Origin of the sequence: Allobosea sp. (assembly GCF_017308075.1) — a bacterium.
In the GTDB taxonomy this organism is placed as follows: domain Bacteria; phylum Pseudomonadota; class Alphaproteobacteria; order Rhizobiales; family Beijerinckiaceae; genus Allobosea.
The window spans coordinates 100,382-127,013 of the sequence record NZ_JAFKFX010000040.1 but is presented as its reverse complement, the minus strand read 5'-3'; the positions used below and the strand labels follow the sequence as shown (position 1 = coordinate 127,013).

Sequence of the window (26,632 nt, the reverse complement as noted above, 5' to 3'; positions counted from 1 at the left end):
CCACGCGTATCCGTCGGTAGATGCCGCTCGATCCGTGCGAATTGCGCGTCCGTGAGCCAGAAACGATCCCGGTTCATCCGTGCTTCCTCCCGGAAGCCGTGAATCACACCGAGCCCACGACGCCAATCATTTTATGGGTCCGAACCCTAGCGGAGAAGTCGGATAAGCGTCGATTCCAATGACCAGAGCGCGCTTCATCAGCGACCTCCTTCAATAAGAATCTTAAGATTATCCCACGTCCAATCGTACATCTTATCAGTAGAGCGCGCCGCTATCGGCTTAATGTTTTGCTTATCTCTATATCCAGCAAGCAAAAAATACGGAATACCCTCGCCTTGAGCCAGCCTCACTTCTGCACTAACTCCGGTCGCTGTGTTCGTATTCAAGCCGCAGATTACGATGACAACATCAACGCTTCTGATGCGAGTCCGCGCCTTTTTTTTCCCAATCGCCGGTGATGTGTTCTTTGATCGACCAATCGGCAAGTTCAAAGGGGCTGTCAGGAAGTTTAGCCTGCCCAATGAGGAACGTTTTCAGGGTTTCATCATTGTCGTAGTCGAAACTGATAAACGCACGCTTCTTAGCCACCTCAGATCCCCCGGACCAACCTTAGGACGCACACCCTACCGGATACTCCTGTTCCGTGTCGAGCGATGACAACCATAACCATTCAAAGGTCAAGTGTTTTCCACTGAAGTTTCAACTTTCGCTCGAATAATCATGCCTGCCGGCAAGCACCCGTTGGAGAAAAGTCGCCGAAGCGTTCAGAACGGGCGTTCCAGACTACGAGAAGGAGCCAACATAAGATATCGCTCGCATAAACCTATCCCGGCCTCACAAACCCTACGTTATCCCCTTGCTCGTCACCCAAACCGGGCGGCCGCTCCGAGGTATGCTGGAAGTTGGGTGATCTCGACGCCTGTGGGCGGGCCCCGGTGCCGGAAGGCTTCGGGGACCACCCTTTCATGACGAGGCGCGGCCCCCTCTCCCGGATGGGAGAGGGGCAGGGGTGAGGGCCCGCCGCTGATTATCTGAGTGCAACGGAGCCGCTGCGGCCTTCTGCGGCAAGCACAGGCCCTCATCCGGCGCTCCGCGCCACCTTCTCCCATCCGGGAGAAGGCAGGGTCGAGGTTCCCCACCCCGTCATGCTAGGGCTTGTCCCGAGCATCCACGCCTTGCGACGCAAACGGCAAGCTGGCCCGCGAAATGCCGCTCGCCCGGTCGTTCCGGCGCGAAGACGTGGATGGTCGCCACAAGGGCGACCATGACGGGAGGGGCGAACTTATCCCTCGCCCATCACCCATACGGGGCGGCCGTCCGGAGGTATGCCAGAGGTCGGGTGAGGGTCGGCGTCTGCGGGCGGGGCCCATTCCCGGGAGGCTTCGGGGCACCGCCCTTTTCAGGACAAGGCGCAGGGAACCCCTCTCCCGGATGGGAGAGGGGCAGGGGTGAAGGCCCGCCGCCGATTTTCTGAGTGCAACGGAGCCGCTGCGGCCTTCTGCGGCAAGCACAGGCCCTCATCCGGCGCTCCGCGCCACCTTCCTCCGTCATGCTCGGGCTTGTCCCGAGCATCCACGCCTTGCGACGCCAATGGCAGGCGCCCGCCTGCAAACGCTGCTCGCCCAGTCGTTCCGGCGCGAAGACGTGGATGGTCGCCACAAGGGCGACCATGACGGTGGAGCGGTTACGGGACCGGGAGCCGCCCGCCCGGTCAGGCCAGCTCGTCGTAAAGATCGGTCCAGTCGGGATTGCGGGCCATGATCGTGCGGGTCTTGTAGGCGCGATACCAGCGCTTCATGGACGTCTCGCGCTGGATCGCGGCTTCGATCTCGTCGTGCCATTCGTACCAGACGAGACGTTTCAGCCCGTACTGCTTCGTGAAGCCGGCAATCAGGCCCTCGCGATGCTCGTGAACGCGCCGACCAAGGTCGCTCGTCACGCCAATGTAGAGCGTGCCGTTCGGCCGGTTCGTCATGATGTAGACCCAGCCGCCCTCCTGCTTCATGGCGTCAGGATGCGGTGACGCCATGGTATCGACAAGGGCTCCATCGTCATGGTCGGGCTTGTCCCGACCATCCACGCCTTGCGACGCAAATGGCAGCCGCCAGCCTGCGAAACGCCGCTCGCGCAGTCGTTCCGGCGCGAAGACGTGGATGGTCGCCACAAGGGCGACCATGACGGTTGAGGCGAATTTATCCCCGCCCGCAAAACCTCCCGTACAATCCCCTCGCCCATCACCCATACGGGGCGGCCGTCCGGAGGTATGCCAGAGGCTGGGTGAGGGTCGGCGCCTGCGGGCGGGGGTTACGCCCTGCTCCCGGGAGGCTTCGGGAACCGACCTGGGGACACTACGATCCCTGCGCGAGGAGCTCGCTAGATGAAGCGGCTGCAGCGGCCATCGCGATTGCGCTGAGGGAGCGACGCCCCGAAGAGGGGACCTGGCTTCCAACGGCATCGCGGCCCGGCCAGCAGCCGGCTTCGCAGAAGCGCGGCCCGGAGACTTAAAATCGCCGAAGGCGGAGCGCCACGGGGCGTGCGGATGAGGCTTCATCCGCGCCGCTTCCTGGCTCAACGGAAGCGGATGCTACTCGACGCGCCTCGCGGCGCTCCGCCAGCCCCGTATGTGTCAGCGCCCGCAGGCAGGCCTGCGGGCGGGATTGGCGCGTGCTCTAAGCAAAGGGTGCGGGAAGCGCGATAGAGAACCCCTCTCCTGCATCAAAGTCGGGCCTACCCGACTTCGATCACTCTGAGTGCTGATCTCGGGCAAGCCCGAGATCAGTGGAGAGGGGAAGGGGTGAGGTGTTCGGGAGAGATCGCTGGCGTCGACATCGCCGCGGTCAGCGCGACGCAAACTGGTCCGAGCGCGTACACCTCACCCTGCCCTCTCCTTACAGGAGAGGGTTTTCCGTTCCGGTTCCGCCGCCTTTGTGGATACGCGGGCCCCGGCGCTTCCGGAGCCCGCCTCGGCTCAGGCCGCCTTGCGCAGCTTCACCGCCGGGAAGTCGAGCGGCACATCGAGCGCGACGTTGACGTAGTTGGTGAACAGGTTGAGCGCGACATGGGCGAGGATCTCGACGATCGCGCCATCGTCGAAGCCGGCCTGGCGCAGCGCCGCGACATCCGCCTCGGCGACGGCGGCGCGGTTCTCGACCACCTTGAGGGCGAAGGCGAGCGCCGCCTGCGTCTTCGGATCGGCCGAGCGGCCGGCCTGGGCCTGCGCCATCTCCTCGGCGCTCGCCCCGGCCTTGCGGCCGAGCGCAGTATGGGCCGAGAGGCAGTATTCGCAGGCATTGCGATCGGCGATCGCCACCGCGATCTGCTCGCCGAGCTTCGCGTCGATCCGGCCCTGGCCGAGCGCACCGAACGAGCCCCAGATGCTCTTCAGCGCCGCCGGCGAATTGGCGACGGCGCGGAACATGTTCGGCGTCACGCCAAAGGCCTGGTCGATGTCCTTGAGCAGCGCGCCGGCCTCGCCGCTTGCGGTGCCGGGATCGACAAGATTAACTCGTGCCATGGGATTTCTCCTGTTTCGCGGGGTTTTCTCACAGGCGGGCGCCGATGGCAGTCGACGCCCGCCGCCTTCTGGGGCCGGCCCGCCGCTCCATGCGGCAAGGTCCGGCCCGGAAGCTCGGGACGGGTCGAAATTTTATTAGGAGTCCTAATCAAGTCAAGGGCAGCGCGCCGCTCCCCGCGGGGCCTTGTCGACCGTGCCATCGCGCTCGCAGTCCGAAGAAGCGGTTTTATTTACCCTCCGCCCGTCTAATCTCGCCGCAACGACAAGCGGGGGATTCGAACGTTGACGGGACGATATCGGAGCGTGCGGCACTGGGCCGCGGCAGTGGTGCTGGCTACGGGCGCCGCTCCGGCAATGGCCGAGCCGCGCGCGTCGCCGATCGAGCAATGCGCCTATTGCCATGGCGAGGACGGCATCGCGCGCGATACCGAGGTGCCGCATCTCGCCGGGCAGAACGAGAAATACCTGTTCAACCAGATGATGGCTTTCCGCGCCGGCAAGCGCCCGCACAAGGAGATGCGCTTCATGGCCCGCCATATGACGGTACAGGAGGTCGCGGCGATCGCGGCCTATTACGCCGCCCTGCCGCCGCGCTGAGGCAACCATGCTCGCCCCGGCCGATCTTTCCGCCTATCTCGCCCGCATCGGCTATGATGGCGAGGTCGCGCCGACCCGGGTGGCGCTGGCGCGGCTGCATTTCCTGCACCCGCAGGCGATCCCCTTCGAGAATTTCGACGCACTCGCCGGCCGCGGCGTGCGCATCGCGCTGAAGGAGGTCTTCGCCAAGCTCGTCCGCGAGCGGCGCGGCGGCTACTGCTTCGAGCACAACACCCTGTTCCATGCGGTGCTCGAGGCCTTCGGCTTTCCGGTGACGGCGCTCGGCGGACGCGTGCTGATGGGCCAAGCCGAGGATGCGCAGGTTGCCCGCACCCACAAGCTGCTGCGCGTCATCTGCGAGGGCGAGGATCTGATCGCCGATGTCGGCTTCGGCGGCATGACGCTGACCGGGCCGCTGCGCCTCGCCGAAGGCGCCCCGCAGAAGACGCCACACGAGCCCTACCGGCTCGACCGCGGCGGCGAGGACTGGTGGCTGCGTGCCGAGATATCGGGCGAATGGCGCCTGCTCTACCGCTTCACGCTGCAGCCGGTGCCGGCGATCGACGAGGTGGTGGCGAACCATTATGTCGCGACCCATCCGACCTCGGCCTTCACCTTCACCTTGCGCGCCGCCCGCATCCTGCCGCATGGCCGCCTGACCCTGCTCGACCGCCGGCTGACCGAGCACCGGCTCGGCGAAGCCTCGCTACCGGAGCAGATCGCAGACGACGCCGCGCTGCGCCGGGCGCTCGAAAACCGCTTCGGGATCGTGCTCGACGACGACCAGTGGCAGGCCGCGCTGGCCCGCATCGCAGCAGCCCCGTCCCCCTGACGCGGATCGTCACCCCACGCATTTTTGACGATCTTTTTTACGCCTCGTTAATCTCCGAGGTTTCATCCCTTGCGCAGGAAAAGGAGATGAAGCCATGATGAAACTGACGGTGCCAGCGGTGATCCTGCTTCTTGCCGCTGCCGGCACGGCACAGGCTAGCCCCGCCAAGTCCATGGGGCAGTTCAAGGATTGGAACGCTGCGTCCTATCAGAACGGCAATAGCCAGCGTTGCTACATCTCGAGTGTTCCGACAACAGCAAAACCGGAACAGCTTCGGCACGGGGACGTATTCTTCTTCGTGCAGACCAGCGATGGCAAGGCAAGCAACACCGAGACCAGCTTCCAGACCGGCTATGAATTCGCCAAGGATTCGGTGGTCCGCATCACCATCGGCGATGCGGAATTCCAGATGCTGACGCTCGGCAAGGGCGCCTGGCTGAATCGGTTGGAGCGCGAGAGCGATCTGCTCGCGGCGATGAGGGCCGGCTCGTCCATGGTGCTGGAGGCGACCTCCGCCCGCGGCAACGACACCAGCTACACCTTCTCGCTCGATGGCGTCACCGCCGCCTCGCGCCTGCTCGACCGCTGCAGCTGACGGCAGCCGCCAAACACCCTTCCGCCATGGTCGGGCTTGCCCCGACCATCCACGTCTTCACTGATCGAAAGCGGTGTCTAGGACGTGGATGCTCGCCACCGAGGGCGAGCATGACGTGTAGATTCAGAGCACGCCGTGACGCTCGAACACCGAGCGCAGGCTGGCGCCCGCCAGCAGCTCGTCGCGCGTGCTGTCCTCGGCCTCGATCTTCTCGAGGGCAAGCTTGACCGCCTCGGCCGCGATCTTCCGTGGCACGATCACGACGCCGTCGACATCGCCGAAGATGAAATCGCCGGGCTCGACACGGGCGCCGGCGACCTCGACCGGCTCGTCGGCTGCCATCATCTCGGCCCGGCCCTTGGTGTCGAGCGGGCCGATGCCACCGTGAAAGAGCGGGAAGCCGAGTTCGCGGATGCGGCGGACATCGCGCACCAGCCCGTCGGTCAGGCAGCCCGCCGCCTTGCGCACCATCGAGGCGGTGGTCAGCAATTCGCCCCAGGGCGCGATCCGGTCGGTCGGCCCGTCGCAGGCCAGGACCGGGATCTCACCGGGCTTCAGGCTGTCGATCAGGTCCATTTCGAGCGCGTAGGGATTATGCCCTTCCGGCAGGTGATAGCGCTTCATGTAGAGGCCGGTCCGGGCGAAGCCGCAGAGCACCGCATTGTCGTCGACCGGCCGGACGAAAGGCTTCACCGCCTGGTTCGGATAGCCGAGCTGGTCGAGCACGTCCGAAAGCACGGCTGAATAGAGTCGGGTCTTCAGAGATTTCAGATCGAATGTGGCAGCCAAGTCGGACATCGCTTCCCCCTGTGTTTTGCGGGAGCTTGTCGACGCCCTCCCCAAGGGTCAACCGACCGGACCGTCTTGGGGCAGTGCGGGAAACGCAGGGCTGCGGGCCCAGCCAAAAGGAGGACAGGGCCGCGAAGGCCCCGTCCAAGTGCTGAACACCGCGCCGAAAGCGAACAGAATCAGCCAGCCACGGCGTCAAGCCGGGCGTAGCTCGCCTCCATGCCGTCCTCCATACCGGTCGCCAGCATGGCGGCGCGGGTCGCACTGTCCGGCAAGGTCATACGCATGGTCATCAGCGTGCCAGCTCCATCCGCTTCGAAGCGGGTCTCGACGTGATTGTCCGGCGTCGGGTCCGGCATGTGAAAGCGCTCGACATGGACGATACGGCCGAACGGCTCGAGCGAAACATATTCCCCGGTGAGGACGAGACCATTGCCGTTGCCGTCGCTCCATTCATAGCGGATGCGGCCGCCGGCCCGCGCCTCGTTGATGCAGACCGGCATGCTCCAGCCATCCGGCCCGAGCAGCCATTTCTGGATCAGCTCCGGCTCGGTATGCGCGCGATAGACCGCCTCGGGCGAAGCCCTGAAGCGGCGGGTGACGACGACATGGGTGTCGCCTTCGGTCTCGAGGGTAAGTCCGCTCATCTGCCATCCATCTCCTTGCCGGGCTCCATCTCGGCCAGAACCGCGTCCAGCCGGTCGTAATTCGCCTCCAGTGCCCCGCGCAGCATTCCGAGCCACTGGTCGATCTCGTTCAGCGCCGTCGGCGCCAGGCTGCAGGGCCGCTTCGTGCCCTCGACGCGCCGGATGATCAGCCCCGCCTCCTCGAGCACCTTGAGATGCCGCGATACCGCGGGCTGGGTCATCTCGAACGGCCGGGCGAGCTCCATCACCGTGGTCTCACCCAGCGCCAATCGCGCTAGGATCGCCCGTCGGGTCGGATCGGCGAGCGCCGAAAAGGCGGCATCGAGCCCATTCATATCCATCTCCTTATATAATTTACTTGTTATATAACAAATCACACATTGTCAAGTGCCCTGGCAGCCTGAGCGAGACTGAATTCCCTTGCGGAACACCAGAGCGGGGCAGACCATCAGATGCAGCGCCGCCAGTTGCCGCGGCGCAGGAAACAAGGCTCACCATCCCCGAAACGGAGAGATGCCGCCATGCACAGCCTTCTGAAGCTAGCGACCCTGCTCACCGTTTCCGCCGGCGGCTTTCTCGCGCTGGCGCCGGCCGTCTCGACACCGGCGGATGCCGTCGTCTGCGCCCGCGGCGTTCGTGGCGCCGCCTGCGCCGGACCGCGCGGCGCGGCCGCGGTCCGCCGCCCGGCCCCGGTCGTGGTCGCCCCTGCCCGCCGCGGCACCGTCGTCGTGCCGGCGCGCCGCGGCGTGGTCGTCGTGCGCTGAACGGCCGACGGCGGCGAACGCCTAGATGTTGCGAGATGAGCTGCGATACGTGATCGCAGCACGCAGCAGCAGGTAGAGCACGGCCGCATTGAGCAGATGCCAGGCCCAGTGCAGCCCGAGCGGCACATGCTGGCAGAGCACGCCATCGAGCGAGCGCAGAGTCAGGGACAGCGTGAAGACGAGGCCGGCCAGCCCGATCTGGCAGGCGGTAGCGCCGGCTTGTCCGCGCAGCGCGAGCCCTGCCGCAACTCCAAACAGAGCGAACACGAAGCCGGCATAGCCGGTGGAGCCACGCAGCACCGGCGGCAGCCAGAGCGCGAGAAGCGCCGCCAGCGCCGAGGAGGCGGCCAGGAAGAAGAGCGTGCCGAGGATCGCGCCCGCCGCCGACGCTCTGAAGAAGCGTCTTAGCGCCAGCCCGAAATAGAAGAAGGCGAAGAGCTGGATCGGCACGACATCGGCCAGCAGTGTCCAGCGCCGCGGCATGGTGTGAAACAGGAACGAGCCGAGTGCGATGGCGAAGACCAGGGCAATCAAGATGGCGACCGGCCAGTCGGCGCGGCGCACACGCCACAGCAGAATCAGACCGGCCAGCGCAGCAAGCAGGAAGGCACCGTTGCTCCACGCATTCAGCGGCTCGGCCCAGAACGACGGATCCGTGCGCTCGCAATAGCCATAGCTGCCCATTCGCCCTCTCCTGCCGCGCCCTCGCCTCCCGCTTGCGAGGCCGGGCCTGTCATTGCCGAACGGCGCCCTCGCGACCATATCGCATATGCGAAACCCGTCATGGTGAACGCCCTCTTTCGGCGGCTGCGCCGGCCCTAACCATATTGCGGCGCAACATCGCATGGCGGATCCGGGCATTTCGACGCATATTTCGGCAATCCCTTCGAGCGCCGTCGCCGATCGCCTGATTTGCCTAGATTAAAGGCATGAATTTCACAGTTCCTACCGAATTGTTAAGCGCCCTGCGCGGGTCTGGGGAACTTTCCAAACGGTCTCTTAATTCATCATGCACCCAGAGCATAACGGAACTGATGGAACAGCCCCTGCAATAAGCAGGCTGATCGCTCTATATGCAGTGCACAACGAATTCATCGCTGTCAGGGGTTGAGCCCTGCAATAACAAGGAGAACCACCATGTTCGTCACCATGATCGCCGCCAAGATCCGCGCCTATCTTCGCTACCGCGAGACCGTCCGTGAGCTGTCCCGTCTGACCGACCGCGAGCTCGACGATCTCGGCCTGTCGCGCTCCGAGATCCAGTTCGTCGCGCGCTCGCACGCCGCGGTCTGAACACAAGACGCCTGATTTCTCCCGGACCGTGTCCTCCCCTCGGTCTGGTCGAAGAGCGAATGCCCGCTTTCGAGCGGGCATTTTGCGTTTTGGGGCCTGACACGCCTCCTGCCCCTTGACCTTCCGCGCGCGCGCGGACACATCGCGGCGATGAGCACCTCACCCATCCACGTCGTCGGCGGCGGCCTCGCCGGCTCCGAAGCCGCCTGGCAGATCGCCCAGGCCGGCGTTCCCGTCATCCTGCACGAGATGCGCCCGGTGCGCGGCACCGACGCGCACAAGACAGAGGGGCTGGCCGAGCTGGTCTGCTCCAATTCCTTCCGCTCCGATGATTCGACGAGCAATGCGGTCGGCCAGCTGCATTGGGAGATGCGCCGACTCGATTCGCTGATCATGGCCAAGGGCGACGCCCATCAGGTCCCGGCCGGCGGTGCGCTCGCGGTCGACCGCGACGGATTCTCGCAGGCGGTGACGGCGGCGCTCGAGGCGCATCCGCTAGTCACCATCGCCCGCGGCGAGATCGCCGGCCTGCCCCCGGCCGAATGGGACAAGGTCATCATCGCCACCGGCCCGCTGACCTCGCCGGCCCTGGCCGAGGGCATCAAGTCGCTGACGGGCGAAAACGAGCTCGCCTTCTTCGACGCCATCGCCCCGATCGTCCATTTCGACTCGATCGACATGGACACCGCCTGGTTCCAGTCGCGCTACGACAAGCCGGGCCCCGGCGGCACCGGAGCCGACTACATCAACTGCCCGCTCGACCGCGACCAGTACGAGGCCTTCATCGACGCGCTGCTCGCCGCCGAGAAGACCGAATTCAAGGAATGGGAGGGCACGCCCTATTTCGACGGCTGCCTGCCGATCGAGGTCATGGCCGAGCGCGGCCGCGAGACGCTGCGCTGGGGACCAATGAAACCGGTCGGCCTGACCAACAAGCACAACCCGACGGTCAAAGCCTATGCCGTCGTCCAGCTCCGCCAGGACAATGCGCTCGGCACGCTGTTCAACATGAGCGGCTTCCAGACCAAGCTGAAATATGGCGAGCAGGCTTCGATCTTCCGGATGATCCCCGGCCTGCAGAACGCCGAATTCGCGCGCCTCGGCGGCATCCACCGCAACACCTATCTCAATTCGCCGAAGCTGCTCGACCCGACGCTGCGCCTCAAGTCCGATCCGCGCCTGCGCTTCGCCGGGCAGATCACCGGCTGCGAGGGCTATGTCGAGAGCGCCGCGATCGGCCTGCTCACCGGCCGCCTCGCTGCAGCCGAGCGCCTCGGCCGGGAGCTCGAATTGCCGCCGGCGACGACGGCTCTGGGGGCGCTGGTCAACCACATCACCGGCGGCCACATCGTCACCATCGACGAGGGGCCGCGCTCCTTCCAGCCGATGAACATCAATTTCGGCCTGTTCCCGCATATCGAGGGCCAGGCCACGCATGGGCCGGATGGCAAGCGCCTGAAGGGCCCGGCCAAGAGCGTCGCCCGCAAGCAGGCGCTGACAGCGCGGGCGAAAGTCGAACTCGACGGCTGGATTTCCGGCACGCAAGCCCAGGCAGCCGAGTAGCAGCGGCGGCATCCACACGAATGTGAACGGCGCCGCCCTGCGTGGCGGCGCCGCCGATGCCCTTCCGTAAGCTGAATCTCGCCCGCAAGCGGCGCGCGCAAGCCTTTGATATTCAACAGCTTCCAGGAACCTCTTCGCGGCTTCCTCAGCGCATGTACCGGCGGCGACGCGAGCGCCTCCGGCGCGGTCGCCCGATGCATGGCAGGCAGGCCCTGAGGCCGTGGCTGCGCCTGCTCCAGGCCTCTAACAGTCCCGCGTCAAATGCAGGACCAAGGACTGGAGACGCTCTAGATTATGACTAGTACGCATAGCTCGCGGCCGCAGGCCAGCGCCGCGAACATCCGCAAGGCCGTGACCGCCGCAACGGTCGGCACGGTCATCGAATGGTATGACTACGCGCTTTACGGCGCCGCCTCCGGGCTGATCATCAACAAGCTGTTCTTCCCCAACCTGTCGCCCGCCACCGGCCTTCTCGCCGCCTTCGCGACTTTCGCGGTCGGCTATTTCGCCCGGCCGGTCGGCGGCATCGTGATCTCGCATATCGGCGACAAGTTCGGCCGCAAGCCGGCGCTGATCCTCACCATCCTGCTGATGGGCCTCGCCACCGTCGCGATGGGCCTGCTGCCGACCTATCAGAGCATCGGCATCGCCGCGCCGATCCTGCTGGTGCTGCTGCGCCTGGTCCAGGGCTTCGGCGCCGGCGCCGAACTCGCCGGCGCGATCGTCCTCGTCGCCGAATACGCCCCGGCGAACCGGCGCGCCTTCTATACCGGCCTGCCCAATGCGGCGACGCTGGTCGGCATCATGCTGGCGACGCTCTCCTTCCTGGTGATTTCCTATCTGCCGGAAGAGGTGCTGCTCAGCTGGGCCTGGCGCGTGCCCTTCCTGCTCTCCGGCGCGCTCTTCCTCGTCGCGATTTACATCCGCAAGCATCTCGACGAGACCCCGGAATATGTCGAGGCCATGGCCCGCGCCGAAGCCAAGAAGCACGAGCAGCAGGTCCCGCTCGGCGAACTCTTCCGCAAGAGCCCGAAGGAGGTGCTGTTCGGCTTCCTCTCGGTGACCGGCCACAACGCCAATGCCTACATCCTCAGCGCCTTCTCGCTGAGCTACATGACCAACACGGTCGGCATGGCCCGCACCGACGGGCTGATCGCCGTCACCATCGGCTCGCTCTTCGGCATTGCCGGCGTGCCCTTCATGGGCACGCTCGCCGACAGGATCGGCAGCGCCAGGGTCTATATGGGCGGCGCACTGTTCGTGCTGCTGCTGGCCTATCCGCTGTTCTGGATGTTCGACACCGGCAGCCTGTTCTGGTCGACGCTCGGCATCAGCCTCGGCTACGGCATCGGCTTCGGCGCCATGGCCGGCGCGCAGGGAGCCTTCCTGACCAACCTGTTCCCGACGCGCTATCGCTTCTCGGGCCTCGCCATGTCGCGCGAGCTCAACGGAGTGCTGGTCGCCGGGCCGACGCCGCTGATCGCCCAGGCGCTGGTCGGCGCCGCCGATGGCCGCCCGACCTATGTCGCCGCCTATCTGATGGCCTGCTGTGCGTTGGCGATCTTGGCGATCCTGGTCATCCAGAATCGCTCGGTGCACGAATAACGGCCCACCCTACACCCATCGGCGCGTCTCAGGCGCGCCGATGGCTACCTCCCGCGAGCCGCCGCCATAGGCAGCGACGATCTTCGCCTCAGCGCCCCCGCGAGGCACGCCAGAGCGTCCATTGCCGCCGCAGCGGCGAGAGCGTGACGATGCTCCGGTAGGGATCATAGCCGCGCCGCTCCATCACCCTCAGATAAGGCTCGACCAGCGCCACCGGCAGGAAGGCCGGCCGGATCGCCGCCGGCACGGTCGCGCTGAGATCGTTCAGCTTGCGCAGATGGATCCGCGCCAGCGCCCGCAATTCCTTCAGCGAGTAGTCGACGCCGGGGCCGCCGCGCCCGCGCACGATGTCCTCGCGGGTGACGCCGTTGCGGGCGAGGATGTCGGCCGGCAGATAAACCTGTCCCCGCGCCGCATGCCAGGGAAAGGCACGCATCAGCCCGGCCAGAGCATAGGCGACGCCGGCATGGCCGGCAGCGGTCGCACCACCAGGATCGCGCCCCTGCGCCAGCACGAGGCAGGCAAGCCGGATCAGCGCGCTCGAGGTCTCGCCGACATAGCCTTCCAGATCCGAGAGCGAGGGCATCGGATCGTCATAGAGATCGAAGACGCGGGCCTCGATCAGCCCCGAGAGCGGCGCAACCGGCAATCTGAAGCGCCGCACCGTGTCGAGCAGCGCCTGGGCCACCGGATGTGCCGATCCTCCGCCGCTGTCTCCAGCTTCCAGCACGTCGCGCCACCATTGCAGGCGAACTTCGCCCGGCAATGGCTCGCTGACCAGCTCCCGCACGCGCGCGACCTCATGGCTGAAGGCATAGAGTGCGTGCAGCCCCGGCCGCAGCGCCTCCGGCGCATAGAGCGAAGCGAGATAGCGGTCGGGATCGGCCTCCCGCAGCAGCGCCGCGCAATGCGCATAGGCTTGCGACAACGGTGCCGGTGCGGTGCCGGCACGATGCTCGGTTTCGGTTGTCATGTGCCCTCCTGCGATCGCCGCAGCGCGATCCGAAGTCGCCGGCAGTCTAGGCCCACCATTCCCGATTGGCTACGCGGGCCGGGCATGGCCGATGGGATTTGATCGATAGCCGTCATTCTCGGGCGAAGCGCAGGACAGGCCCGAGAATGACGTGGTCACTCCACCGCGATCAGCCCCGCCGCAACGCGCCGCTCCTCGCCGACCAGGACATTATAGGTCCGCGCCGCCGCCGGCGTCGCCATCGCCTCGACGGTGATCCCGACCTCGCGCAGCGGATCGCGCAGGCTCGGCGGCAGGAAGGCGATCTCGTGGCCGATACCGAGGATCAGGAAGTCGATCGTCTCCGCCTCGTCGAAGACGGGCTTGAGGCTCTCCAGCGTCAGCTCGGCGAAGCGCAACACCGGCCAGATCCTGATCCCGCCCGGCGTCGCCAGGATCGAGCCGCGATGGCTCATCTCGGCGAATCGGAAACCGCCGGCGCCGAAGGCGTCGATCAGGTGCCTGCCGGGCACGAAGCCGTCGAAACGCGCCATTATCCGATCCCGGCTGGAGACCCGCTCAGACGCGGGCCTTGGCCTCCGCGGCATCCTCGCTCTGGTCGAGCCGGCCGGCGCGGACGTCGAGATAGAGCAGCACCGGCGTCGAGATGAACATCGCCGAATAGGTGCAGACCACCACGCCGAACAGCATGACGAGCGCGAAGCCCTCGATCGCCGTGCCGCCGAAGAGCACCAGCGCGATCAGCGCGAGCACGGTCGTGGTCGAGGTGATCGCGGTGCGCGACAGGGTCGAGTTCACCGAAAGATCGAGCAGCTCCTCGACCGGCATCGTCTTGTAGCGGCGCAGGAGCTCGCGCGTGCGGTCGAACACCACCACCGTCTCGTTCAGCGAATAGCCGACGATGGTCAGGATCGCCGCGATCGAGGTCAGGTTGAATTCGAGCTGCGTGAACAGGAAGAAGCCGAGCGTCAGGACGATATCGTGCATCGTGCCGACGATGGCGCCGATGGCGAGCTGCATCTCGAAGCGGAACCAGAGATAGACCAGCACGCCGATGATCGCGAGCACGACGCCGATCGTGCCGGCCTGGACGAGCTCGCCCGAGACACGCGGACCGACGGTCTCTACGCGGCGGAAATCATAGTCCTGGGCGAAGGCGGCGCGCGCCTTGGTCACCACGCCCTGCTGCGCCACTTCGCCGCCGGGCTGCAGCGCAAAACGCATGGAGAGTTCGCCGCCGCTGCCGAACTCCTGCACCTCGACCTCGCCGAAGCCGAAGGCGTTCGCGGTCTGGCGGACATGGGCGATGTCGGGCTTGCCGTTCTTGGCCTGCATCTCCATCAGCGTGCCGCCGCGGAAATCGATGCCGAAATTGAGCCCGACGGTGAGGAAGAGCACGACCGTCAGGATCGAGTAGAGCGCCGAGAACGGGTACGAGAACCGCCGGAAGCGGACGATCTTGAAACGGGTATTGTCCGGAACGATGCGTAGCAGACGCATGCTTTTAAATCTCCTGAACCAGCAGCGTCAGAACGGCAGGGTCTTGGGCCGCGCCAGGCGATACCACAGCGCGATCAGCATCCGGGTCAGCGTCACCGCGGTGATGACGGTGGTGAGGATGCCGAGGATGAAGACGACCGCGAAGCCGCGCACGGGGCCGGAGCCGAGCGAGAACAGCGCGACCGCCGCGATCAGCATGGTCATATTCGAGTCGATGATGGTGGCGAAGGCGCGGGTGAACCCCGCCTCGAGCGCCGAGACCAGAGAGCGGCCCAGATGCGATTCCTCGCGCATGCGCTCATAGATCAGCACGTTCGAATCGACCGCCGTGCCGATGGTGAGCACGATGCCGGCGATGCCCGGCAGCGTCATGGTCGCTCCGAGCAGCGACATCAGGCCGAAGATCAGACAGACATGGACGAGCAGCGCGACGCTCGCGATCGCTCCGAAGATCCCGTAGGTGCCGATCATGTAGAGGATGACCAGCACGGTCGCGATCAGTGTCGCCATCTTGCCGGCCTGGATCGAATCCTGTCCGAGGCCGGGGCCGACGGTGCGCTCCTCGACGATCGTCATCTTCGCCGGCAGCGCGCCGGCGCGCAGCAGGATGGCGAGGTTGTTGACCGCCTCGACCGTAAAATTGCCCGAGATCTGGCCGGAGCCGCCGGTGATCGGCGACTGGATGACCGGGGCCGAGATCACCTTGTTGTCGAGCACGATCGCCAGGGCGCGGCCGAGATTCTCGGTGGTCGCCTGGCCGAAGCGCTGGGCGCCGCGGATGTTGAAGCGGAAATTGACGATCGGCTGGCTGGTGCGCTGGTCGAAGGCCGGTTGGGCGTCGATCAGGTCCTCGCCCTCGACGATCACCTGGCGCTGCACCGGGATCGGCTGTCCGCCGGCATCCTGCGAGGGCAGCATGTCGACATCGCCGCCGGGCGAATCCGCGACCATGCGGAACTGCAGTTTGGCGGTCTGGCCGAGAATATCCTTCAGGCGCTGCGGATCCTGCAGGCCGGGGACCTGCACCAGGATGCGGTCGAGGCCCTGGCGCTGGATGTTCGGTTCGGTCGTGCCGAGCGCGTCGACGCGCCGGCGCAGCACTTCCATGGCCTGCTCGACGGCGCGGCGGATACGCTCGTTCGATCCGGCCTCGGTGACGTTGAGCTGGATCACGCCCTCGGGCGTCTCGCTGATCTCGATGGTCTGGTTGCCGGAGGGGCCGAAGGCGCCAAGGGTCCCGACCGGCTGCGCCAGCTCGCGGAACTTCGGCAACAGCTTGGCCCGGTCGGCGGCATCCGGAACGCGCAGCTGCACGCCGCGCGGCGTCAGGCCGATGCCGCCTTGGAAGGAGACCCGCTCCTCGCGCAGGATGCGGCGGACATCGTCACGCAGCTGCATGATCTGGCTGCGGATCAGATCGGCCCGGTCGATCTCGAGCAGGACGTGCGAGCCGCCCTGCAGGTCTAGCCCGAGCGTGACCGCATGGATCGGCAGCAGGAACTTCGGGATCCAGGACGGAGCGCCCTGCTCGATCGCCTTGCGGGTCTCGGGCGAGAACAGATTCGGCAATGCGAGCCCGCAGCCGAAGAGCAGGACGAGAAGGAGGACGATGACCTTGCGGGCCTGGAAACGAAGCATCTGCTTGGGAAGCCTTTTCTGCGTCGGCGCGGTCCGGGAGGGCTCCGAAGGAAGCCGATCAGAAGACCGGCTCCCGCCTCAGATACCCTGCGCGGCCGTGCCCGGCGCGCCTTCAGCTCTTGACCGGCTCGCCCTTGGAGCGAACGTCCTGGACCATGCCCTTGAGGATGCGCACGCGCACGCCATCGGCGATCTCGGCCTCGATCTCGCTGTCGTCGACCACTTTGGAGACCTTGGCGATGATGCCGCCGGAGGTGATCACCGTGTCGCCGCGGCGGACGTTCTTGATCATCTCCTGATGAGCCTTCACCCGCTTCTGCTGCGGCCTGATGATCAGGAACCACATGATGATGAAGATCAGGACGAACGGGACCAGCGACATAAGGATGTCGTTGGTGCCGCCGCCTCCAAGGCCCTGGGCGAAAGCGGGGGTGATCACGGGAAGGCTCCTTCACGTCGCCGGGCCGAGTGTTCGGCCGGCCGGCGCGGGGGTTGCAAAAAACGGGCGGACTATAGTCAGCGGCGAGCTGAAATCAATGCGAGGGGGCGGTTTTCCCCCTTCGCCGCCCTCACCTATGAGGTCCCTGCCCTTCGCGCAATGGTCTTGATTTCGAGCTTGCGCTGCGATCTATGGGGCGTACCGTACCGTTCGGTACAATCCAGACCAGCGGAAGCCCTTTCCGATGACCGACATCGCCTCCGACCAGACCCTCGACACCCTGCTGCGGATCGCCGCGGCGCTGGAGCGCCTCGCCCCGCCGGCACGGCGGGCACCCGACCTCACCGCCGCCGACGCCTTCGTCTGGCAGGCCTCCGCCCATGCGCTCTCGCCGGTGCCGAAGGTCAACCGCGTCGCGCTCACGCTGCTGCGCGGCGTCGACCGGGTGCGCGACACGCTGGCCGAGAACACCGAGCGCTTCGCCCGCGGCCTGCCCGCCAACAATGTCCTGCTCTGGGGCGCCCGCGGCATGGGCAAGTCCTCGCTGGTCAAGGCGGTGCACGCCGACACCAATGAGCGCCTGCCGCCCGGCGCCCTCCCGCTCAAGCTGATCGAGATTCATCGCGAGGACATCGAGAGCCTGCCGGTGCTGATGGGGCTGCTCAAGGCCGATCCGCATCCGGCCATCGTCTTCTGCGACGATCTCTCCTTCGACGGGCAGGACACCTCCTACAAATCGCTGAAGGCGGCGCTGGACGGCGGTGTCGAAGGCCGGCCGGCCAATGTCGTGTTCTATGCGACCTCGAACCGCCGGCACCTGCTGGCGCGCGAGATGGTCGAGAACGAGCGCTCGACCTCGATCAATCCCGGTGAGGCCGTCGAGGAAAAGGTTTCGCTGTCCGACCGATTCGGCCTCTGGCTCGGCTTCCACAAATGCAGCCAGGACGAGTATCTCGCCATGATCGACGGCTATGTCAGCCATTTCGGCCTGGCGATCGAGCCCGAGCAGTTGCGCCGCGAAGCACTGGAATGGGCGACGACGCGCGGCTCGCGCTCCGGCCGCACCGCCTGGCAGTACATTCAGGACCTGGCCGGGCGGCTGGAGAAGAAGCTCGAGGGGTGAGTTCCTTCTCCTCTCTGGGAGAGAAGGTGGCAGCGCGAAGCGCTGACGGATGAGGGAAGAACGATCGCCAAGCGATCTCCGGCTCATCTGGGGCGCGGCCCTCATCCGTCGCCTTTGGCGACACCTTCTCCCCCGAGGGGAGAAGGAAAAATAGAAAACGGGGCGGCCTTTCCTGGGACCGCCCCGTCTCGTGTCGACCGGCAGGGTCTCGCGAATCCGGTCGAATGGTGAAATTCGGCTCAGTTGTTGAGGTACGGGACGGGGTCGACCGGCGTCGAACCCTTGCGCAGCTCGAAATGCAGCTGCGGCGAGTTGACGTTGCCGGACTGGCCGGATTTGGCGACGACCTGGCCGCGCTTGACCTGGTCGCCGCGCTTGACGTTGAGCTCGCCATTATGAGCGTAGGCCGAGACGTAGCCGTTCGGGTGGCGGATCAGCACGAGATTGCCGTAGCCCTTGAGCTCGTTGCCGGCATAGGCGACGACGCCGCCCTCGGCCGCCTTGACCGGCGTGCCTTCCGGCACCGCGATGTTGATGCCCTCGTTGCCGCCCTTGCCATTGTAGCCGGCGATGACGCGGCCGCGGGCCGGCCAGCGGAAATCGGCACTCGGGCCGGCAGGCTGCTCTTCCGCCTTGGACGGCAGGCTGGCGGTGGTCTGCGGCTCGGCGACCGGCTTCGGCTCCGGCCGGGACTGGACCACCGGCTTTTGCTCGGCCGGCAGGCTGGCGACCTGGGTCGCGGCCTTCGGCTTGGCGGCAGCGACTGGAGCCGGCGTCGCGGGCTTGGCCTCGGCCACCGGCTTCGCAGCCGCCTTGGCCTTGGCCTCGGCAGCGAAGCGGGCCCGCGATTCGTTCATCGCCTTGGCGTCGGCGGCGGCCTTGGCCCTGGCTTCGGCAGCGGCCTGCGCCTTCGCCTCGGCAGCACTGACCGCCTTCGGGGCGGCGGCGACGGGACGCGCGGCGGGGATGGCGGCGACCGGACGCGCCGCCGGCGACGAAGCGGGCGGCGGCGCCAACCGGTTGGCGTCGTTGCGGCTCTCGTTCGGCAAGGGCTGGCGCGAGGCGGTCTGGCTACCGCTGGCATTGTAGACGGGGACGACGATGCGCGTGCCAGGCGTGACCTCGGCACTCGACAGGCCGTTGACCGACATCAGCGCCGAACGCGGCACACCGTAGCGGCCCGAGATCGTATCGAGCGTCTCGCCATGAGCCAGGACGATCGGCGTCCCGCCCTGGGCGCTCCAGCCCGCCGCAGAACCGACGACAGCGGGAGAGGAGGACGGCAAGGCCGCAGGAGCCGAGCGCAAGGTGACGGCCGAGCTGGGCGGCGGCAGCGGCTGGCTGCGAACACCTCCGGCAGGGGCGACCGAAGCGGATTCGTAGGAACGCGACGGGGCCGGCTGCGGAGACGACCGCCCGATCGAACCGGTCGTGGCCGGATCGTAGCCGGACGGGGCCTGAGCGGTCCTGAAGGGATTGCTGAACGGCGCCTCGGTGAAGCGCGTAGCCTCCGAGCAGGCCCCGAGAGCGACCGTGAGGGCGCAGACCGACACGAGGCGGACCAGGGGCTTCGGCATTGCCAACTCAACTTGCTTACGCATGGACTCAGCACTCGCGAACGACGCAACTCTATGGTCCGCATTAAAGCGGCGGTTAGGTTACGAAACCGTTTCGCGAGGAGGAGCCGGCGTAAATTTTGAAGCCGGCGAACTCTGCCTCGGCGCCTGTTCGAGTTTCCCGCAGCCCTGATCCTGAGGAGCCGTTCCGCATGGATGGAGTGGCGAAGAACGCCTCGGCAGGTTCAGAAAAACCATCCGGAGCATCCTTGCGAGACGCTGCCGCACGGCTCCTCAGGCTGAGGGCTTCCTTTCCCGACCGGCCTTCAGAGCGCCAGCGCCAGGCCGGGCGCCAGCGGCGGCAGGCGGATCGCCGGGCCGAGCGCATGCTCGAAACCATTCTCACCGCTCGTCACCACGACGCGCCGGGTGCCCCCCTCGCCCGGCAGCGCCGCGACGAGGCGCCCGCCCTGCCCGAGCCGGGCCAATAGCGCCTCAGGCAACACCTGCATCACGCCATTGACGAGGATGCGATCGAAGCGGCCGAGCGCGCGATCGGGCTGGAAGCCGTCGGCATGGTGCAGCTCGACCGATCCGGAAAAGCCGCCTCCGGCCAGCCGCTCATGGGCGGCGAGAGCGAGCGTGCGGTAGCGCTCGAGCGAGACGACCTGCGCGCCCATCGTCCCCATCAGCGCCGCGACATAGCCGGAGCCGGAGCCGATCTCGAGCACCCGGCAGCCGGGCTTGAGCTCGAGTGCGCCGAGCAGGGCCGCGACCGTGTGCGGCGCCGTCATGGTCTGGCCGCAGGGCAAGGGCACGGAGACGTCCTGGCGCGCGAGATCGGCGAAGCGCGACGGCGCGAAATGCTCGCGCGACACCTTTTCCATCGCGCGCAGCAGAGCGAGGTCGCGCACGCCGCGCGCGCGAAGCGAGAGGAGAAAGGCGACGGTGCGCTCGCTCTCGCTGCTGGCCCCCTCCTCGGTCATCGCATTCCCGTCCCGAACCGGAGTGGTCGCTCGCCGAGCAGAAACCGAACGCCGTCATTCCCGCCGCAGCGCAGCGGAGCGCGTGAAATCATCGCAGGGCGCAGAGCCCTCCGATAATTTCCGGAGCTGGGCGGCTTCTCCGCTTGCCCGGCATGACGGGCTCATCAGCCAAGCACCGCCGAGCCGGCGCCCTCCGTCACGCGAAGACCTGTGCGAAGCGGGTCAGTGTCGGCTCGTGGGTCAGGTCGAGTTCCAGGGGCGTCAGCGAGATCTTGCCCTCGGCCAGCGCCCGCAGATCCGTGCCGTTCGCCGGATCGCGCTTCGAGCGCTGGAAGGCGATCCAGAAATACGGGTTGCCGCGGCCATCCTGGCGCGGCTCGAGCTTGACCAGTTCCTGGTCGCGCCGGCCCTGCACCGTCACCGCCACGCCCTTGACCTCGGCCGGCGGGAGATTCGGGAAGTTGAGGTTGAACAGGATGTCCTTGGGAATCCCCTCCTCCAGCAGACGCCGGATGATCGGCGGCGCGTGCTGCTCGGCGCAGTCCCAGCTGATCTTGTTGCGGTCGCCCGGCGTGTAGGCCTGGCTCACCGCGATCGAGGGGATGCCGAGCAGCGTGCCCTCCATCGCCGCGGCGATGGTGCCGGAATAGGTCACGTCCTCCGCGACGTTCTGGCCGCGATTGACGCCGGAGAGCACGAGGTCGGGCTTGGCTTCGGCGAGGATCGAGCGCACCGCCATGATCACGCAATCGGTCGGCGTGCCCTGCACGGCGAAGCGCTTCTCCTCGATCTGGCGTAGGCGCAGCGGGTTCGACAGCGACAGCGAATGCGCGACGCCCGACTGGTCGGTCTCGGGCGCGACCACCCAGACATCGTCGGAGAGCTGGGCGGCGATGCGCTCCAGCACGGCCAGCCCCTCGGCATGGATGCCGTCGTCATTGGTCACTAGGATGCGCATGTCGAACGGTCTCTCAGCTAGGCAATGAAGGGGCGGCGAACCGCGACGGACGCCCTCTCCCCCTGCGGGAGAGGGTTGGGGTGAGGGGTCGCGCGGCGTTGCCGGCCATCTCTCTCCCGATACCCAAGCACGAGCGGTGGCGCGACCCCTCATCCGGCCCTTCGGGCCACCTTCTCCCGCAAGGGGAGAAGGGTGAGGCGGCGCCCGCCGTCACGCCTTCTCGATGCGGGTCACCCCGCGCATATAGGGAACCAGCGCCTCCGGCACGGTGATCGAGCCGTCGGCGTTCTGGTAGTTCTCCATCACGGCGATCAGCGCGCGGCCGACCGCCGTGCCCGAGCCGTTGAGGGTGTGGACGAAGAACGGGCCCTTGCCGTCCTTGGTCTTGTAGCGGGCGTTCATCCGCCGCGCCTGGAAATCGCCGCAGACCGAGCAGGACGAGATCTCGCGATAGGTCTTCTGGCCCGGCAGCCAGACCTCGATGTCGTAGGTCTTCTGCGAGGCAAAACCCATGTCGCCGGTGCACAAAGTCATCACGCGATAATGCAGGTCGAGCTTCTTCAGCACGGCCTCGGCGCAGGCGAGCATGCGCTCATGCTCCTCGCGCGACTTTTCCGGCGCGGTGATCGAGACCAGCTCGACCTTCTCGAACTGGTGCTGGCGCAGCATGCCGCGGGTGTCGCGGCCGGCCGAGCCGGCCTCGGCCCGGAAGCACGGCGTCAGCGCGGTGAAGCGGCGCGGCAGCTCCTCCTCGGAGAGAATCGATTCGCGCACCAGATTGGTCAGCGGCACCTCGGCGGTGGGGATGAGCCAATGATCCTCGCCGGCGCGAAACTGGTCGTCGCGGAACTTCGGCAACTGCGCCGTGCCGAACATCGCGTCGTCCCGCACCATCAGCGGCGGATTGACCTCGGTGTAGCCGTGCTCCTCGACATGGGTGTCGAGCATGAACTGGCCGATGGCGCGGTTCAGCCTGGCGATCTGCCGGTCGAGCACGACGAAACGCGAGCCCGAGAGCTTGGCCGCCTTCTCGAAATCCATCTGGCCGAGCGCCTCGCCGAGCTCGTAATGCTCCTTCGGCTGGTTGACACCGATCAGGCGCTTGCCGCCCTGCTCCGGCTTCTCGCCATGGCGGCTGTGCTCGACATTGCCGTGCTCATCGGCGCCTTCCGGCACATCCTCATGCGGCTGGTTCGGGATCGCCGCGAGCTGCTCGCTGAGCGCCTCGACCGCGGCCCGCTCCTCCGCCTCGAGCGCAGGACCGGCATCCTTCAGTGCCGCGACCTCGGCCTTGAGCTTCTCGGCGAGGGCGAGGTCCTTCGCCCCCATCGCCTTGCCGATCTCCTTGGAGAGGGCGTTGCGGCGCTCCTGCGCGGCTTGCGCCTTGGCGATGGCCGCACGGCGGGTGTCGTCGAGCGCGAGCAGCGAGGAGGACAGGGGCTCCAGCCCGCGCCGCTTCAGCCCCCGGTCGAACGCTTCCGCATTCTCGCGAATCCATTTGATGTCGTACATCGCCAGTCACGCCGTTAATCGAAAGAGCGTGATGCTGTAGACCGGGACGGCGCGCGAGGGAACTGCCATCCTTGGCAGCTGCCTATCCACCGCCCTCCCCGTCATCCTGGACAAGCCGCGCCAGCGGCGCAGCTCCGGGATCCATCACGGAACTCCGGAGTTCTACGATGGATCCCGGGACTTCGCTGCGCGAAGCCCAGGATGACGGAAAGGGAGCACCCCGATCAATCCAAATGGATGGTGTCGTAGAGGTCCCGCCAAGTTGGGTTGCTGGCATTGATCAGCGCGACCTTCCGCTCGCGCCGCCAGCGCTTCATCAACTTCTCTTGCGCGATGGCTTCGGCGGCGCGCGCGAAACGCTCGGCATAGACGAGATGGACGACCCCATATTTCCGGGCGAACTCAGAGCCCCTGCCCTCTCGGTGCTCGGCCATGCGCCGGCTCAGGCTGTTGGTAACGCCGACATAGAGCGTCCCGTTCCAGCCGCTGGCCATGATGTAGACCCACACCATCACCTCCGTCATTCCGGTCGCAGCGAAGCGAAGCACCGGAACCCATCGTAGTGCACATCGCTCTAGGATGGATTCTGGATCTGCGCCGCTTTCCGGCCGGAATGACGAGTTCAGCCGAAGCCGTTCAGCGACCTACTCGCCGGCCTTCTCTGCCGCCTCTTCCGCCGCCTTCTTCTCGTCGCGCTTCTTCTCGACATGGCGCACCGCGAACACCGAGAGCTCGTAGAGCAACAGCATCGGCACGGCGAGCATCAGCTGCGAGATCACGTCCGGCGGCGTCAGCACGGCTGCGACCACGAAGACGAAGACGATGGCGTAGCGGCGCTTCTCCTTCAGGAACTGCGAGGAGACGATCCCGGCCTGACCGAGCAGGGTCAGGATCACCGGCAGCTGGAAAGAGACGCCGAAGGCGAAGATCAGCGTCATGATCAGCGAGAGATATTCGCTGACCTTGGGCAGGAGCTGGATGCCGGCCTGTCCCTCGGTCGCCGCCTGCTGCATGCCGATCGAGAACTTCATCAGCACCGGCATGGCGAAGAAATAGACCATGGCCGCGCCGAGCACGAAGAAGATCGGCGTCGCCGCGAGATAGGGCGCGAAGGCCTGGCGCTCGTTCTTGTAGAGCCCCGGCGCGACGAATTTGTAGATCTGCGTCGCGATCACCGGGAAGGCGAAGAAGCCCGCGCCGAACGCCGCGATCTTGATCTGCGTGAAGAGATATTCCAGCGGCGCCGTGTAGATCAGCTGGACATTGGCGCCCGGCCCCGCCGCCCAGACATAGGGCTGGACCAGGAGATTGTAGATCTGCGTCGCGAAGGCGAAGCAGACGAAGAACATGATCAGGAAGGCGACCAGCGACTTGATAAGCCGCGAGCGCAGCTCGATCAGATGGTCGATCAGCGGAGCGCGCGAAGCCTCGATGTCATCTTCGCCCTCGCGATCCGAAGGCGTCTTCACCTCGGCGAGGCTCATGCCGGGCTCCCGTCTTCATTCTGGGCGGCCTTGGGCTTGCGCTTGCGGGCGGGCTTGGCGACCGGCTCCGGCGACGCGGCTTCAGCCTCCGGGATCACGGGCTCCTCGGTGGCGACCGTCTTGCGCCGGCGCTTCGGCTTGGCCGGCTCCTGGGCGGCCGCAACCGGTGCCGGATCGATCACGATTTCGGGCAAGGGCTCCGGCCCGGGAATCGCCGCGAGCTTGGCTTCCGCCTCCTTGACCGCCGCCTCGTCGGGCTTCGGCGCGGCCGGCGTGCCGAAATCCTTCATCGGCTCGATCGGGTCGAAATTGGTCGAGGCCTGCACCGAGGTGCCGATGTCCTCGACCTGCTTCTTCAGGTCGTGAAGCTCCGCCTCGCGCATCGCATCGTTGAACTGCCCCTGGAATTCCGCGGCCATGCGCCTGACCTTGCCGACCATCTGTCCGGCAGTGCGCAGCGCGCCCGGCAATTCCTTGGGGCCGATCACGATGAGCGCGACGCCCCCGACCAGCAATAATTCGCTCCAGGCGATGTCGAACATCGACGGCTAGTCCTCTCGCCACCCACGCCGCTCTAGAGCATGCGCGGCCGCAAGTGGAAACCACTTTTGCGGGCCGGCCTGCTCGAGATATCGATCCAGCGCATTCCTCTGCGTCCGGCCGCGCGCGACCGATCGGGACGCGCGCTGGCGGCGCGCCATCAGGCCTTGGTTTCGGCCTTGGCAGGGGCGGGATTGGCCGTCTGCGCGTTGTGGTCGATCACCTTGGGATCGGCCGGCTGCGCGGCGGTCTCCGGCGGATCATCCTCCGCCATGCCCTTCTTGAACGACTTGATGCCCTTCGCGACGTCGCCCATCAGCTCCGAGACCTTGCCGCGGCCGAAGAGCAGCATGACGATGACACCGACGACGACCCAGTGCCAGATACTGACGCCACCCATCGCAAATTCCTCCGAATTGAACCCAGCCTCCGACCTCCCAGCCGGGCCAGTCGCTTGTGCCGGAAACTAGGTGTCCCCAGCAGGGAACACAAGGACTTCGTCGGTCGAGATGTCGAGACCGACATCCTCGCCCTCGCGAACCGACCCCGGTTGCGCGAAGCGCGCCGTGAGCGGCTTATCGAGCCCGTCGACCGCGATCTGAAGCTCGTCCACCTCGCCAAGGAAGCGCCGCATCACCACCCTGCCGGGCAGGCAGAAGCCCCTAGGCACGAGCCGGACGCCTTGCGGGCGTACGCAGACCACCGCCGCCGCGCCTTCGGCCAGTCCATTCGCGGGAAAGCGGCCGATCGGCGTATCGACGGCGCCGCGCACGACCGTCCCGTCGATTTCGGTAAGATCGCAGAAAAATCGGGCGGCAAAGAGGCTGATGGGCTTGCGATAGAGCTCCTCGCCCGTACCGATCTGCACGATCCGACCCTGGCGCATCAGCACGATCCGGTCGGCGATCCGCATCGCATCCTCGGGATCATGGGTGACGATGATCGAGGTCGCGCCGATTTCGTCGAGCAGCGCCATGGTCTCGTCGCGCACCGTGTCGCGCAGGCGCCGGTCGAGATTGGAGAAGGGCTCGTCCATCAGGAGCACGCCGGGCCGCGGCGCCACCGCCCGCGCCAGCGCGACGCGCTGCTGCTCACCGCCCGAAAGCATGTGTGGATAAGCCTCGGCGAGATCGGCGAGGCCGACGCGCGCGATCGCCCGCAGGGCCGTGGCATCCGCCTGCGCATCGCCATAGCCACGCAGGCCGAAGCGGACATTCTCGCGCACGCTGAGATGCGGGAACAACGCATAGTCCTGGAAGACCAGCCCGACGCCGCGCTCCTCCGGCTCGACGAAGGCGTCGGCCGAGGCGACATCCCTCCCCTCGAGCAGAACCCGGCCGGCGCTCGGCCGCTCGACGCCGGCTGCGAGCCGCAGCAGCGTCGTCTTGCCGCAGCCGGAATGACCGAGCAGCGCAATGACCTCGCCCGGAGCGACCGTCAGCGAGACTGCGTCCAGCGCGGTCACGCCGCCGAATCGCTGCGTCACCTCGTCGAAGCCGAGCGAGACCGGGATGGCGGCGCCGGCGGTGCCGCGCCGTCCCCAGCCCAGCCGGCGCATCATGCTTTCGCTACGGGCCAAAGGATGCTCCAGGACTGATGAAATCACCGTCATCCCGGGCTTCGCGCCGGAAGTCCAGGGATCCATCGTAATGCGCAGAGACCTGCGACGGACCCCGGACTGCGCCGCAGAAGCGGCTCGTCCAGGATGACGGGGCGGGCATGGG

General features: G+C 66.6%; 29 protein-coding genes. 8 read left to right on the top strand and 21 right to left on the bottom strand.

What is annotated here, in order from left to right:
• Positions 1-408 precede the first annotated feature (408 nt).
• From J0J10_RS21345 to J0J10_RS21335, 3 genes are all read right to left on the bottom strand, one after another.
• Positions 409-588, bottom strand: a complete 180-nt coding sequence (locus J0J10_RS21345; protein WP_291648972.1) for a hypothetical protein — start codon at positions 586-588, stop codon at positions 409-411.
• A gap of 1,123 nt (positions 589-1,711) precedes the next feature.
• Positions 1,712-2,005, bottom strand: coding sequence for a GIY-YIG nuclease family protein (locus tag J0J10_RS21340; RefSeq protein ID WP_291648978.1), 294 nt, complete (start codon positions 2,003-2,005; stop codon positions 1,712-1,714).
• 963 nt (positions 2,006-2,968) lie between these two features.
• A complete protein-coding gene (locus J0J10_RS21335) occupies positions 2,969-3,514 on the bottom strand; it encodes a carboxymuconolactone decarboxylase family protein (protein WP_291648971.1) in 546 nt (181 codons plus the stop codon).
• 303 nt (positions 3,515-3,817) lie between these two features.
• Here J0J10_RS21335 and J0J10_RS21330 point away from each other — a divergent pair, with 303 nt between their 5' ends.
• The 3 genes from J0J10_RS21330 to J0J10_RS21320 all read left to right on the top strand — a co-directional run bounded on the left by J0J10_RS21330 (position 3,818) and on the right by J0J10_RS21320 (position 5,538).
• Complete coding sequence (locus J0J10_RS21330) at positions 3,818-4,111, top strand: c-type cytochrome (protein ID WP_291637842.1); 294 nt, start codon at positions 3,818-3,820, stop codon at positions 4,109-4,111.
• Between the two features lie 7 nt (positions 4,112-4,118).
• Positions 4,119-4,943, top strand: coding sequence for an arylamine N-acetyltransferase family protein (locus tag J0J10_RS21325; RefSeq protein WP_291648969.1), 825 nt, complete (start codon positions 4,119-4,121; stop codon positions 4,941-4,943).
• Positions 4,944-5,037: 94 nt separating this feature from the next.
• Positions 5,038-5,538: an invasion associated locus B family protein gene (locus J0J10_RS21320; protein ID WP_291648967.1), complete on the top strand. Its 501-nt coding sequence runs from the start codon at positions 5,038-5,040 to the stop codon at positions 5,536-5,538.
• Positions 5,539-5,661: 123 nt separating this feature from the next.
• Here J0J10_RS21320 and J0J10_RS21315 read toward each other — a convergent pair whose 3' ends face one another.
• The 3 genes from J0J10_RS21315 to J0J10_RS21305 all read right to left on the bottom strand — a co-directional run bounded on the left by J0J10_RS21315 (position 5,662) and on the right by J0J10_RS21305 (position 7,309).
• Positions 5,662-6,327, bottom strand: coding sequence for an RraA family protein (locus tag J0J10_RS21315; RefSeq protein ID WP_291648965.1), 666 nt, complete (start codon positions 6,325-6,327; stop codon positions 5,662-5,664).
• Positions 6,328-6,506: 179 nt separating this feature from the next.
• The gene (locus J0J10_RS21310) at positions 6,507-6,974 is read right to left on the bottom strand and encodes an SRPBCC domain-containing protein (RefSeq protein ID WP_291648964.1); all 468 of its coding nucleotides are present in this window, start codon (positions 6,972-6,974) and stop codon (positions 6,507-6,509) included.
• Positions 6,971-7,309, bottom strand: coding sequence for an ArsR/SmtB family transcription factor (locus tag J0J10_RS21305; RefSeq protein WP_291648962.1), 339 nt, complete (start codon positions 7,307-7,309; stop codon positions 6,971-6,973). Before J0J10_RS21305 ends, J0J10_RS21310 begins: the two co-directional genes overlap by 4 nt.
• Before the next feature lie 186 nt (positions 7,310-7,495).
• On the opposite strand from J0J10_RS21305, the gene J0J10_RS21300 reads away from it, so the two are divergent.
• The gene (locus J0J10_RS21300; RefSeq protein WP_291648960.1) at positions 7,496-7,738 is read left to right on the top strand and encodes a hypothetical protein; all 243 of its coding nucleotides are present in this window, start codon (positions 7,496-7,498) and stop codon (positions 7,736-7,738) included.
• A gap of 21 nt (positions 7,739-7,759) precedes the next feature.
• On the opposite strand, the gene J0J10_RS21295 is transcribed toward J0J10_RS21300, so the two are convergent.
• Positions 7,760-8,422: a ceramidase domain-containing protein gene (locus J0J10_RS21295; RefSeq protein ID WP_291648959.1), complete on the bottom strand. Its 663-nt coding sequence runs from the start codon at positions 8,420-8,422 to the stop codon at positions 7,760-7,762.
• A gap of 453 nt (positions 8,423-8,875) precedes the next feature.
• Between J0J10_RS21295 and J0J10_RS21290 the strand changes: the two genes are divergently transcribed.
• The 3 genes from J0J10_RS21290 to J0J10_RS21280 all read left to right on the top strand — a co-directional run bounded on the left by J0J10_RS21290 (position 8,876) and on the right by J0J10_RS21280 (position 12,199).
• The gene (locus tag J0J10_RS21290) at positions 8,876-9,031 is read left to right on the top strand and encodes a DUF1127 domain-containing protein (protein ID WP_083533033.1); all 156 of its coding nucleotides are present in this window, start codon (positions 8,876-8,878) and stop codon (positions 9,029-9,031) included.
• A gap of 150 nt (positions 9,032-9,181) precedes the next feature.
• The gene (trmFO, locus tag J0J10_RS21285; RefSeq protein ID WP_291648958.1) at positions 9,182-10,594 is read left to right on the top strand and encodes a methylenetetrahydrofolate--tRNA-(uracil(54)-C(5))-methyltransferase (FADH(2)-oxidizing) TrmFO; all 1,413 of its coding nucleotides are present in this window, start codon (positions 9,182-9,184) and stop codon (positions 10,592-10,594) included.
• 294 nt (positions 10,595-10,888) lie between these two features.
• Positions 10,889-12,199 carry an MFS transporter gene (locus J0J10_RS21280; RefSeq protein ID WP_291648956.1) on the top strand — a complete coding sequence of 437 codons (1,311 nt, stop codon included), beginning with the start codon at positions 10,889-10,891 and terminating at the stop codon, positions 12,197-12,199.
• Between the two features lie 88 nt (positions 12,200-12,287).
• Here J0J10_RS21280 and J0J10_RS21275 read toward each other — a convergent pair whose 3' ends face one another.
• From J0J10_RS21275 to yajC, 5 genes are all read right to left on the bottom strand, one after another.
• Positions 12,288-13,172 (bottom strand): phytoene/squalene synthase family protein, encoded by an 885-nt coding sequence (locus J0J10_RS21275; RefSeq protein WP_291648954.1) that lies wholly within the window; start codon positions 13,170-13,172, stop codon positions 12,288-12,290.
• A gap of 155 nt (positions 13,173-13,327) precedes the next feature.
• On the bottom strand, positions 13,328-13,705 hold the full coding sequence (locus tag J0J10_RS21270; RefSeq protein ID WP_291648952.1) for an Mth938-like domain-containing protein: 378 nt from the start codon (positions 13,703-13,705) through the stop codon (positions 13,328-13,330).
• Between the two features lie 25 nt (positions 13,706-13,730).
• The gene (secF, locus tag J0J10_RS21265) at positions 13,731-14,672 is read right to left on the bottom strand and encodes a protein translocase subunit SecF (protein WP_291648951.1); all 942 of its coding nucleotides are present in this window, start codon (positions 14,670-14,672) and stop codon (positions 13,731-13,733) included.
• 27 nt (positions 14,673-14,699) lie between these two features.
• Entirely contained in the window at positions 14,700-16,310 is a 1,611-nt protein-coding gene (secD, locus tag J0J10_RS21260; protein ID WP_291648949.1) for a protein translocase subunit SecD, read from the bottom strand.
• Positions 16,311-16,422: 112 nt separating this feature from the next.
• Entirely contained in the window at positions 16,423-16,692 is a 270-nt protein-coding gene (yajC, locus tag J0J10_RS21255) for a preprotein translocase subunit YajC (RefSeq protein ID WP_291638739.1), read from the bottom strand.
• Positions 16,693-17,002: 310 nt separating this feature from the next.
• On the opposite strand from yajC, the gene J0J10_RS21250 reads away from it, so the two are divergent.
• Positions 17,003-17,872, top strand: coding sequence for an ATP-binding protein (locus J0J10_RS21250; protein ID WP_465247234.1), 870 nt, complete (start codon positions 17,003-17,005; stop codon positions 17,870-17,872).
• Positions 17,873-18,111: 239 nt separating this feature from the next.
• On the opposite strand, the gene J0J10_RS21245 is transcribed toward J0J10_RS21250, so the two are convergent.
• From J0J10_RS21245 to J0J10_RS21205, 9 genes are all read right to left on the bottom strand, one after another.
• A complete protein-coding gene (locus tag J0J10_RS21245; RefSeq protein WP_291648948.1) occupies positions 18,112-19,449 on the bottom strand; it encodes a LysM peptidoglycan-binding domain-containing M23 family metallopeptidase in 1,338 nt (445 codons plus the stop codon).
• A gap of 305 nt (positions 19,450-19,754) precedes the next feature.
• Positions 19,755-20,414: a protein-L-isoaspartate O-methyltransferase family protein gene (locus tag J0J10_RS21240; RefSeq protein ID WP_291638724.1), complete on the bottom strand. Its 660-nt coding sequence runs from the start codon at positions 20,412-20,414 to the stop codon at positions 19,755-19,757.
• A gap of 196 nt (positions 20,415-20,610) precedes the next feature.
• On the bottom strand, positions 20,611-21,372 hold the full coding sequence (gene surE, locus J0J10_RS21235) for a 5'/3'-nucleotidase SurE (RefSeq protein ID WP_291648947.1): 762 nt from the start codon (positions 21,370-21,372) through the stop codon (positions 20,611-20,613).
• Between the two features lie 210 nt (positions 21,373-21,582).
• On the bottom strand, positions 21,583-22,884 hold the full coding sequence (serS, locus tag J0J10_RS21230) for a serine--tRNA ligase (RefSeq protein ID WP_291648946.1): 1,302 nt from the start codon (positions 22,882-22,884) through the stop codon (positions 21,583-21,585).
• Positions 22,885-23,108: 224 nt separating this feature from the next.
• Complete coding sequence (locus J0J10_RS21225; RefSeq protein ID WP_291638721.1) at positions 23,109-23,396, bottom strand: GIY-YIG nuclease family protein; 288 nt, start codon at positions 23,394-23,396, stop codon at positions 23,109-23,111.
• A gap of 132 nt (positions 23,397-23,528) precedes the next feature.
• Positions 23,529-24,368 (bottom strand): twin-arginine translocase subunit TatC, encoded by an 840-nt coding sequence (gene tatC, locus J0J10_RS21220; RefSeq protein WP_291648944.1) that lies wholly within the window; start codon positions 24,366-24,368, stop codon positions 23,529-23,531.
• Positions 24,365-24,910 (bottom strand): Sec-independent protein translocase protein TatB, encoded by a 546-nt coding sequence (tatB, locus tag J0J10_RS21215; protein ID WP_291648942.1) that lies wholly within the window; start codon positions 24,908-24,910, stop codon positions 24,365-24,367. The genes tatC and tatB overlap by 4 nt, the downstream gene beginning before the upstream one ends.
• Before the next feature lie 158 nt (positions 24,911-25,068).
• Positions 25,069-25,308 (bottom strand): twin-arginine translocase TatA/TatE family subunit, encoded by a 240-nt coding sequence (locus tag J0J10_RS21210; RefSeq protein WP_291638718.1) that lies wholly within the window; start codon positions 25,306-25,308, stop codon positions 25,069-25,071.
• A gap of 66 nt (positions 25,309-25,374) precedes the next feature.
• Positions 25,375-26,487: an ABC transporter ATP-binding protein gene (locus J0J10_RS21205; RefSeq protein ID WP_291648940.1), complete on the bottom strand. Its 1,113-nt coding sequence runs from the start codon at positions 26,485-26,487 to the stop codon at positions 25,375-25,377.
• Positions 26,488-26,632 lie beyond the last annotated feature (145 nt).

Bases quoted from the DNA above. Each gene is read 5' to 3' on its own strand.
- surE (WP_291648947.1), bottom strand. From the start codon at position 21,372: ATGCGCATCCTAGTGACCAATGACGACGGCATCCATGCCGAGGGGCTG.
- J0J10_RS21275 (WP_291648954.1), bottom strand. From the start codon at position 13,172: ATGACAACCGAAACCGAGCATCGTGCCGGCACCGCACCGGCACCGTTG.
- secF (WP_291648951.1), bottom strand. From the start codon at position 14,672: ATGCGTCTGCTACGCATCGTTCCGGACAATACCCGTTTCAAGATCGTC.
- yajC (WP_291638739.1), bottom strand. From the start codon at position 16,692: ATGTCGCTGGTCCCGTTCGTCCTGATCTTCATCATCATGTGGTTCCTG.
- J0J10_RS21240 (WP_291638724.1), bottom strand. From the start codon at position 20,414: ATGACCGAGGAGGGGGCCAGCAGCGAGAGCGAGCGCACCGTCGCCTTT.
- J0J10_RS21340 (WP_291648978.1), bottom strand. From the start codon at position 2,005: ATGAAGCAGGAGGGCGGCTGGGTCTACATCATGACGAACCGGCCGAAC.
- J0J10_RS21245 (WP_291648948.1), bottom strand. From the start codon at position 19,449: ATGCCGAAGCCCCTGGTCCGCCTCGTGTCGGTCTGCGCCCTCACGGTC.
- J0J10_RS21270 (WP_291648952.1), bottom strand. From the start codon at position 13,705: ATGGCGCGTTTCGACGGCTTCGTGCCCGGCAGGCACCTGATCGACGCC.
- J0J10_RS21335 (WP_291648971.1), bottom strand. From the start codon at position 3,514: ATGGCACGAGTTAATCTTGTCGATCCCGGCACCGCAAGCGGCGAGGCC.
- J0J10_RS21225 (WP_291638721.1), bottom strand. From the start codon at position 23,396: ATGGTGTGGGTCTACATCATGGCCAGCGGCTGGAACGGGACGCTCTAT.
- J0J10_RS21295 (WP_291648959.1), bottom strand. From the start codon at position 8,422: ATGGGCAGCTATGGCTATTGCGAGCGCACGGATCCGTCGTTCTGGGCC.
- J0J10_RS21310 (WP_291648964.1), bottom strand. From the start codon at position 6,974: ATGAGCGGACTTACCCTCGAGACCGAAGGCGACACCCATGTCGTCGTC.
- J0J10_RS21280 (WP_291648956.1), top strand. From the start codon at position 10,889: ATGACTAGTACGCATAGCTCGCGGCCGCAGGCCAGCGCCGCGAACATC.
- J0J10_RS21300 (WP_291648960.1), top strand. From the start codon at position 7,496: ATGCACAGCCTTCTGAAGCTAGCGACCCTGCTCACCGTTTCCGCCGGC.
- J0J10_RS21320 (WP_291648967.1), top strand. From the start codon at position 5,038: ATGATGAAACTGACGGTGCCAGCGGTGATCCTGCTTCTTGCCGCTGCC.
- serS (WP_291648946.1), bottom strand. From the start codon at position 22,884: ATGTACGACATCAAATGGATTCGCGAGAATGCGGAAGCGTTCGACCGG.
- tatB (WP_291648942.1), bottom strand. From the start codon at position 24,910: ATGTTCGACATCGCCTGGAGCGAATTATTGCTGGTCGGGGGCGTCGCG.
- J0J10_RS21290 (WP_083533033.1), top strand. From the start codon at position 8,876: ATGTTCGTCACCATGATCGCCGCCAAGATCCGCGCCTATCTTCGCTAC.
- J0J10_RS21305 (WP_291648962.1), bottom strand. From the start codon at position 7,309: ATGAATGGGCTCGATGCCGCCTTTTCGGCGCTCGCCGATCCGACCCGA.
- trmFO (WP_291648958.1), top strand. From the start codon at position 9,182: ATGAGCACCTCACCCATCCACGTCGTCGGCGGCGGCCTCGCCGGCTCC.
- tatC (WP_291648944.1), bottom strand. From the start codon at position 24,368: ATGAGCCTCGCCGAGGTGAAGACGCCTTCGGATCGCGAGGGCGAAGAT.
- J0J10_RS21325 (WP_291648969.1), top strand. From the start codon at position 4,119: ATGCTCGCCCCGGCCGATCTTTCCGCCTATCTCGCCCGCATCGGCTAT.
- J0J10_RS21210 (WP_291638718.1), bottom strand. From the start codon at position 25,308: ATGGGTGGCGTCAGTATCTGGCACTGGGTCGTCGTCGGTGTCATCGTC.
- secD (WP_291648949.1), bottom strand. From the start codon at position 16,310: ATGCTTCGTTTCCAGGCCCGCAAGGTCATCGTCCTCCTTCTCGTCCTG.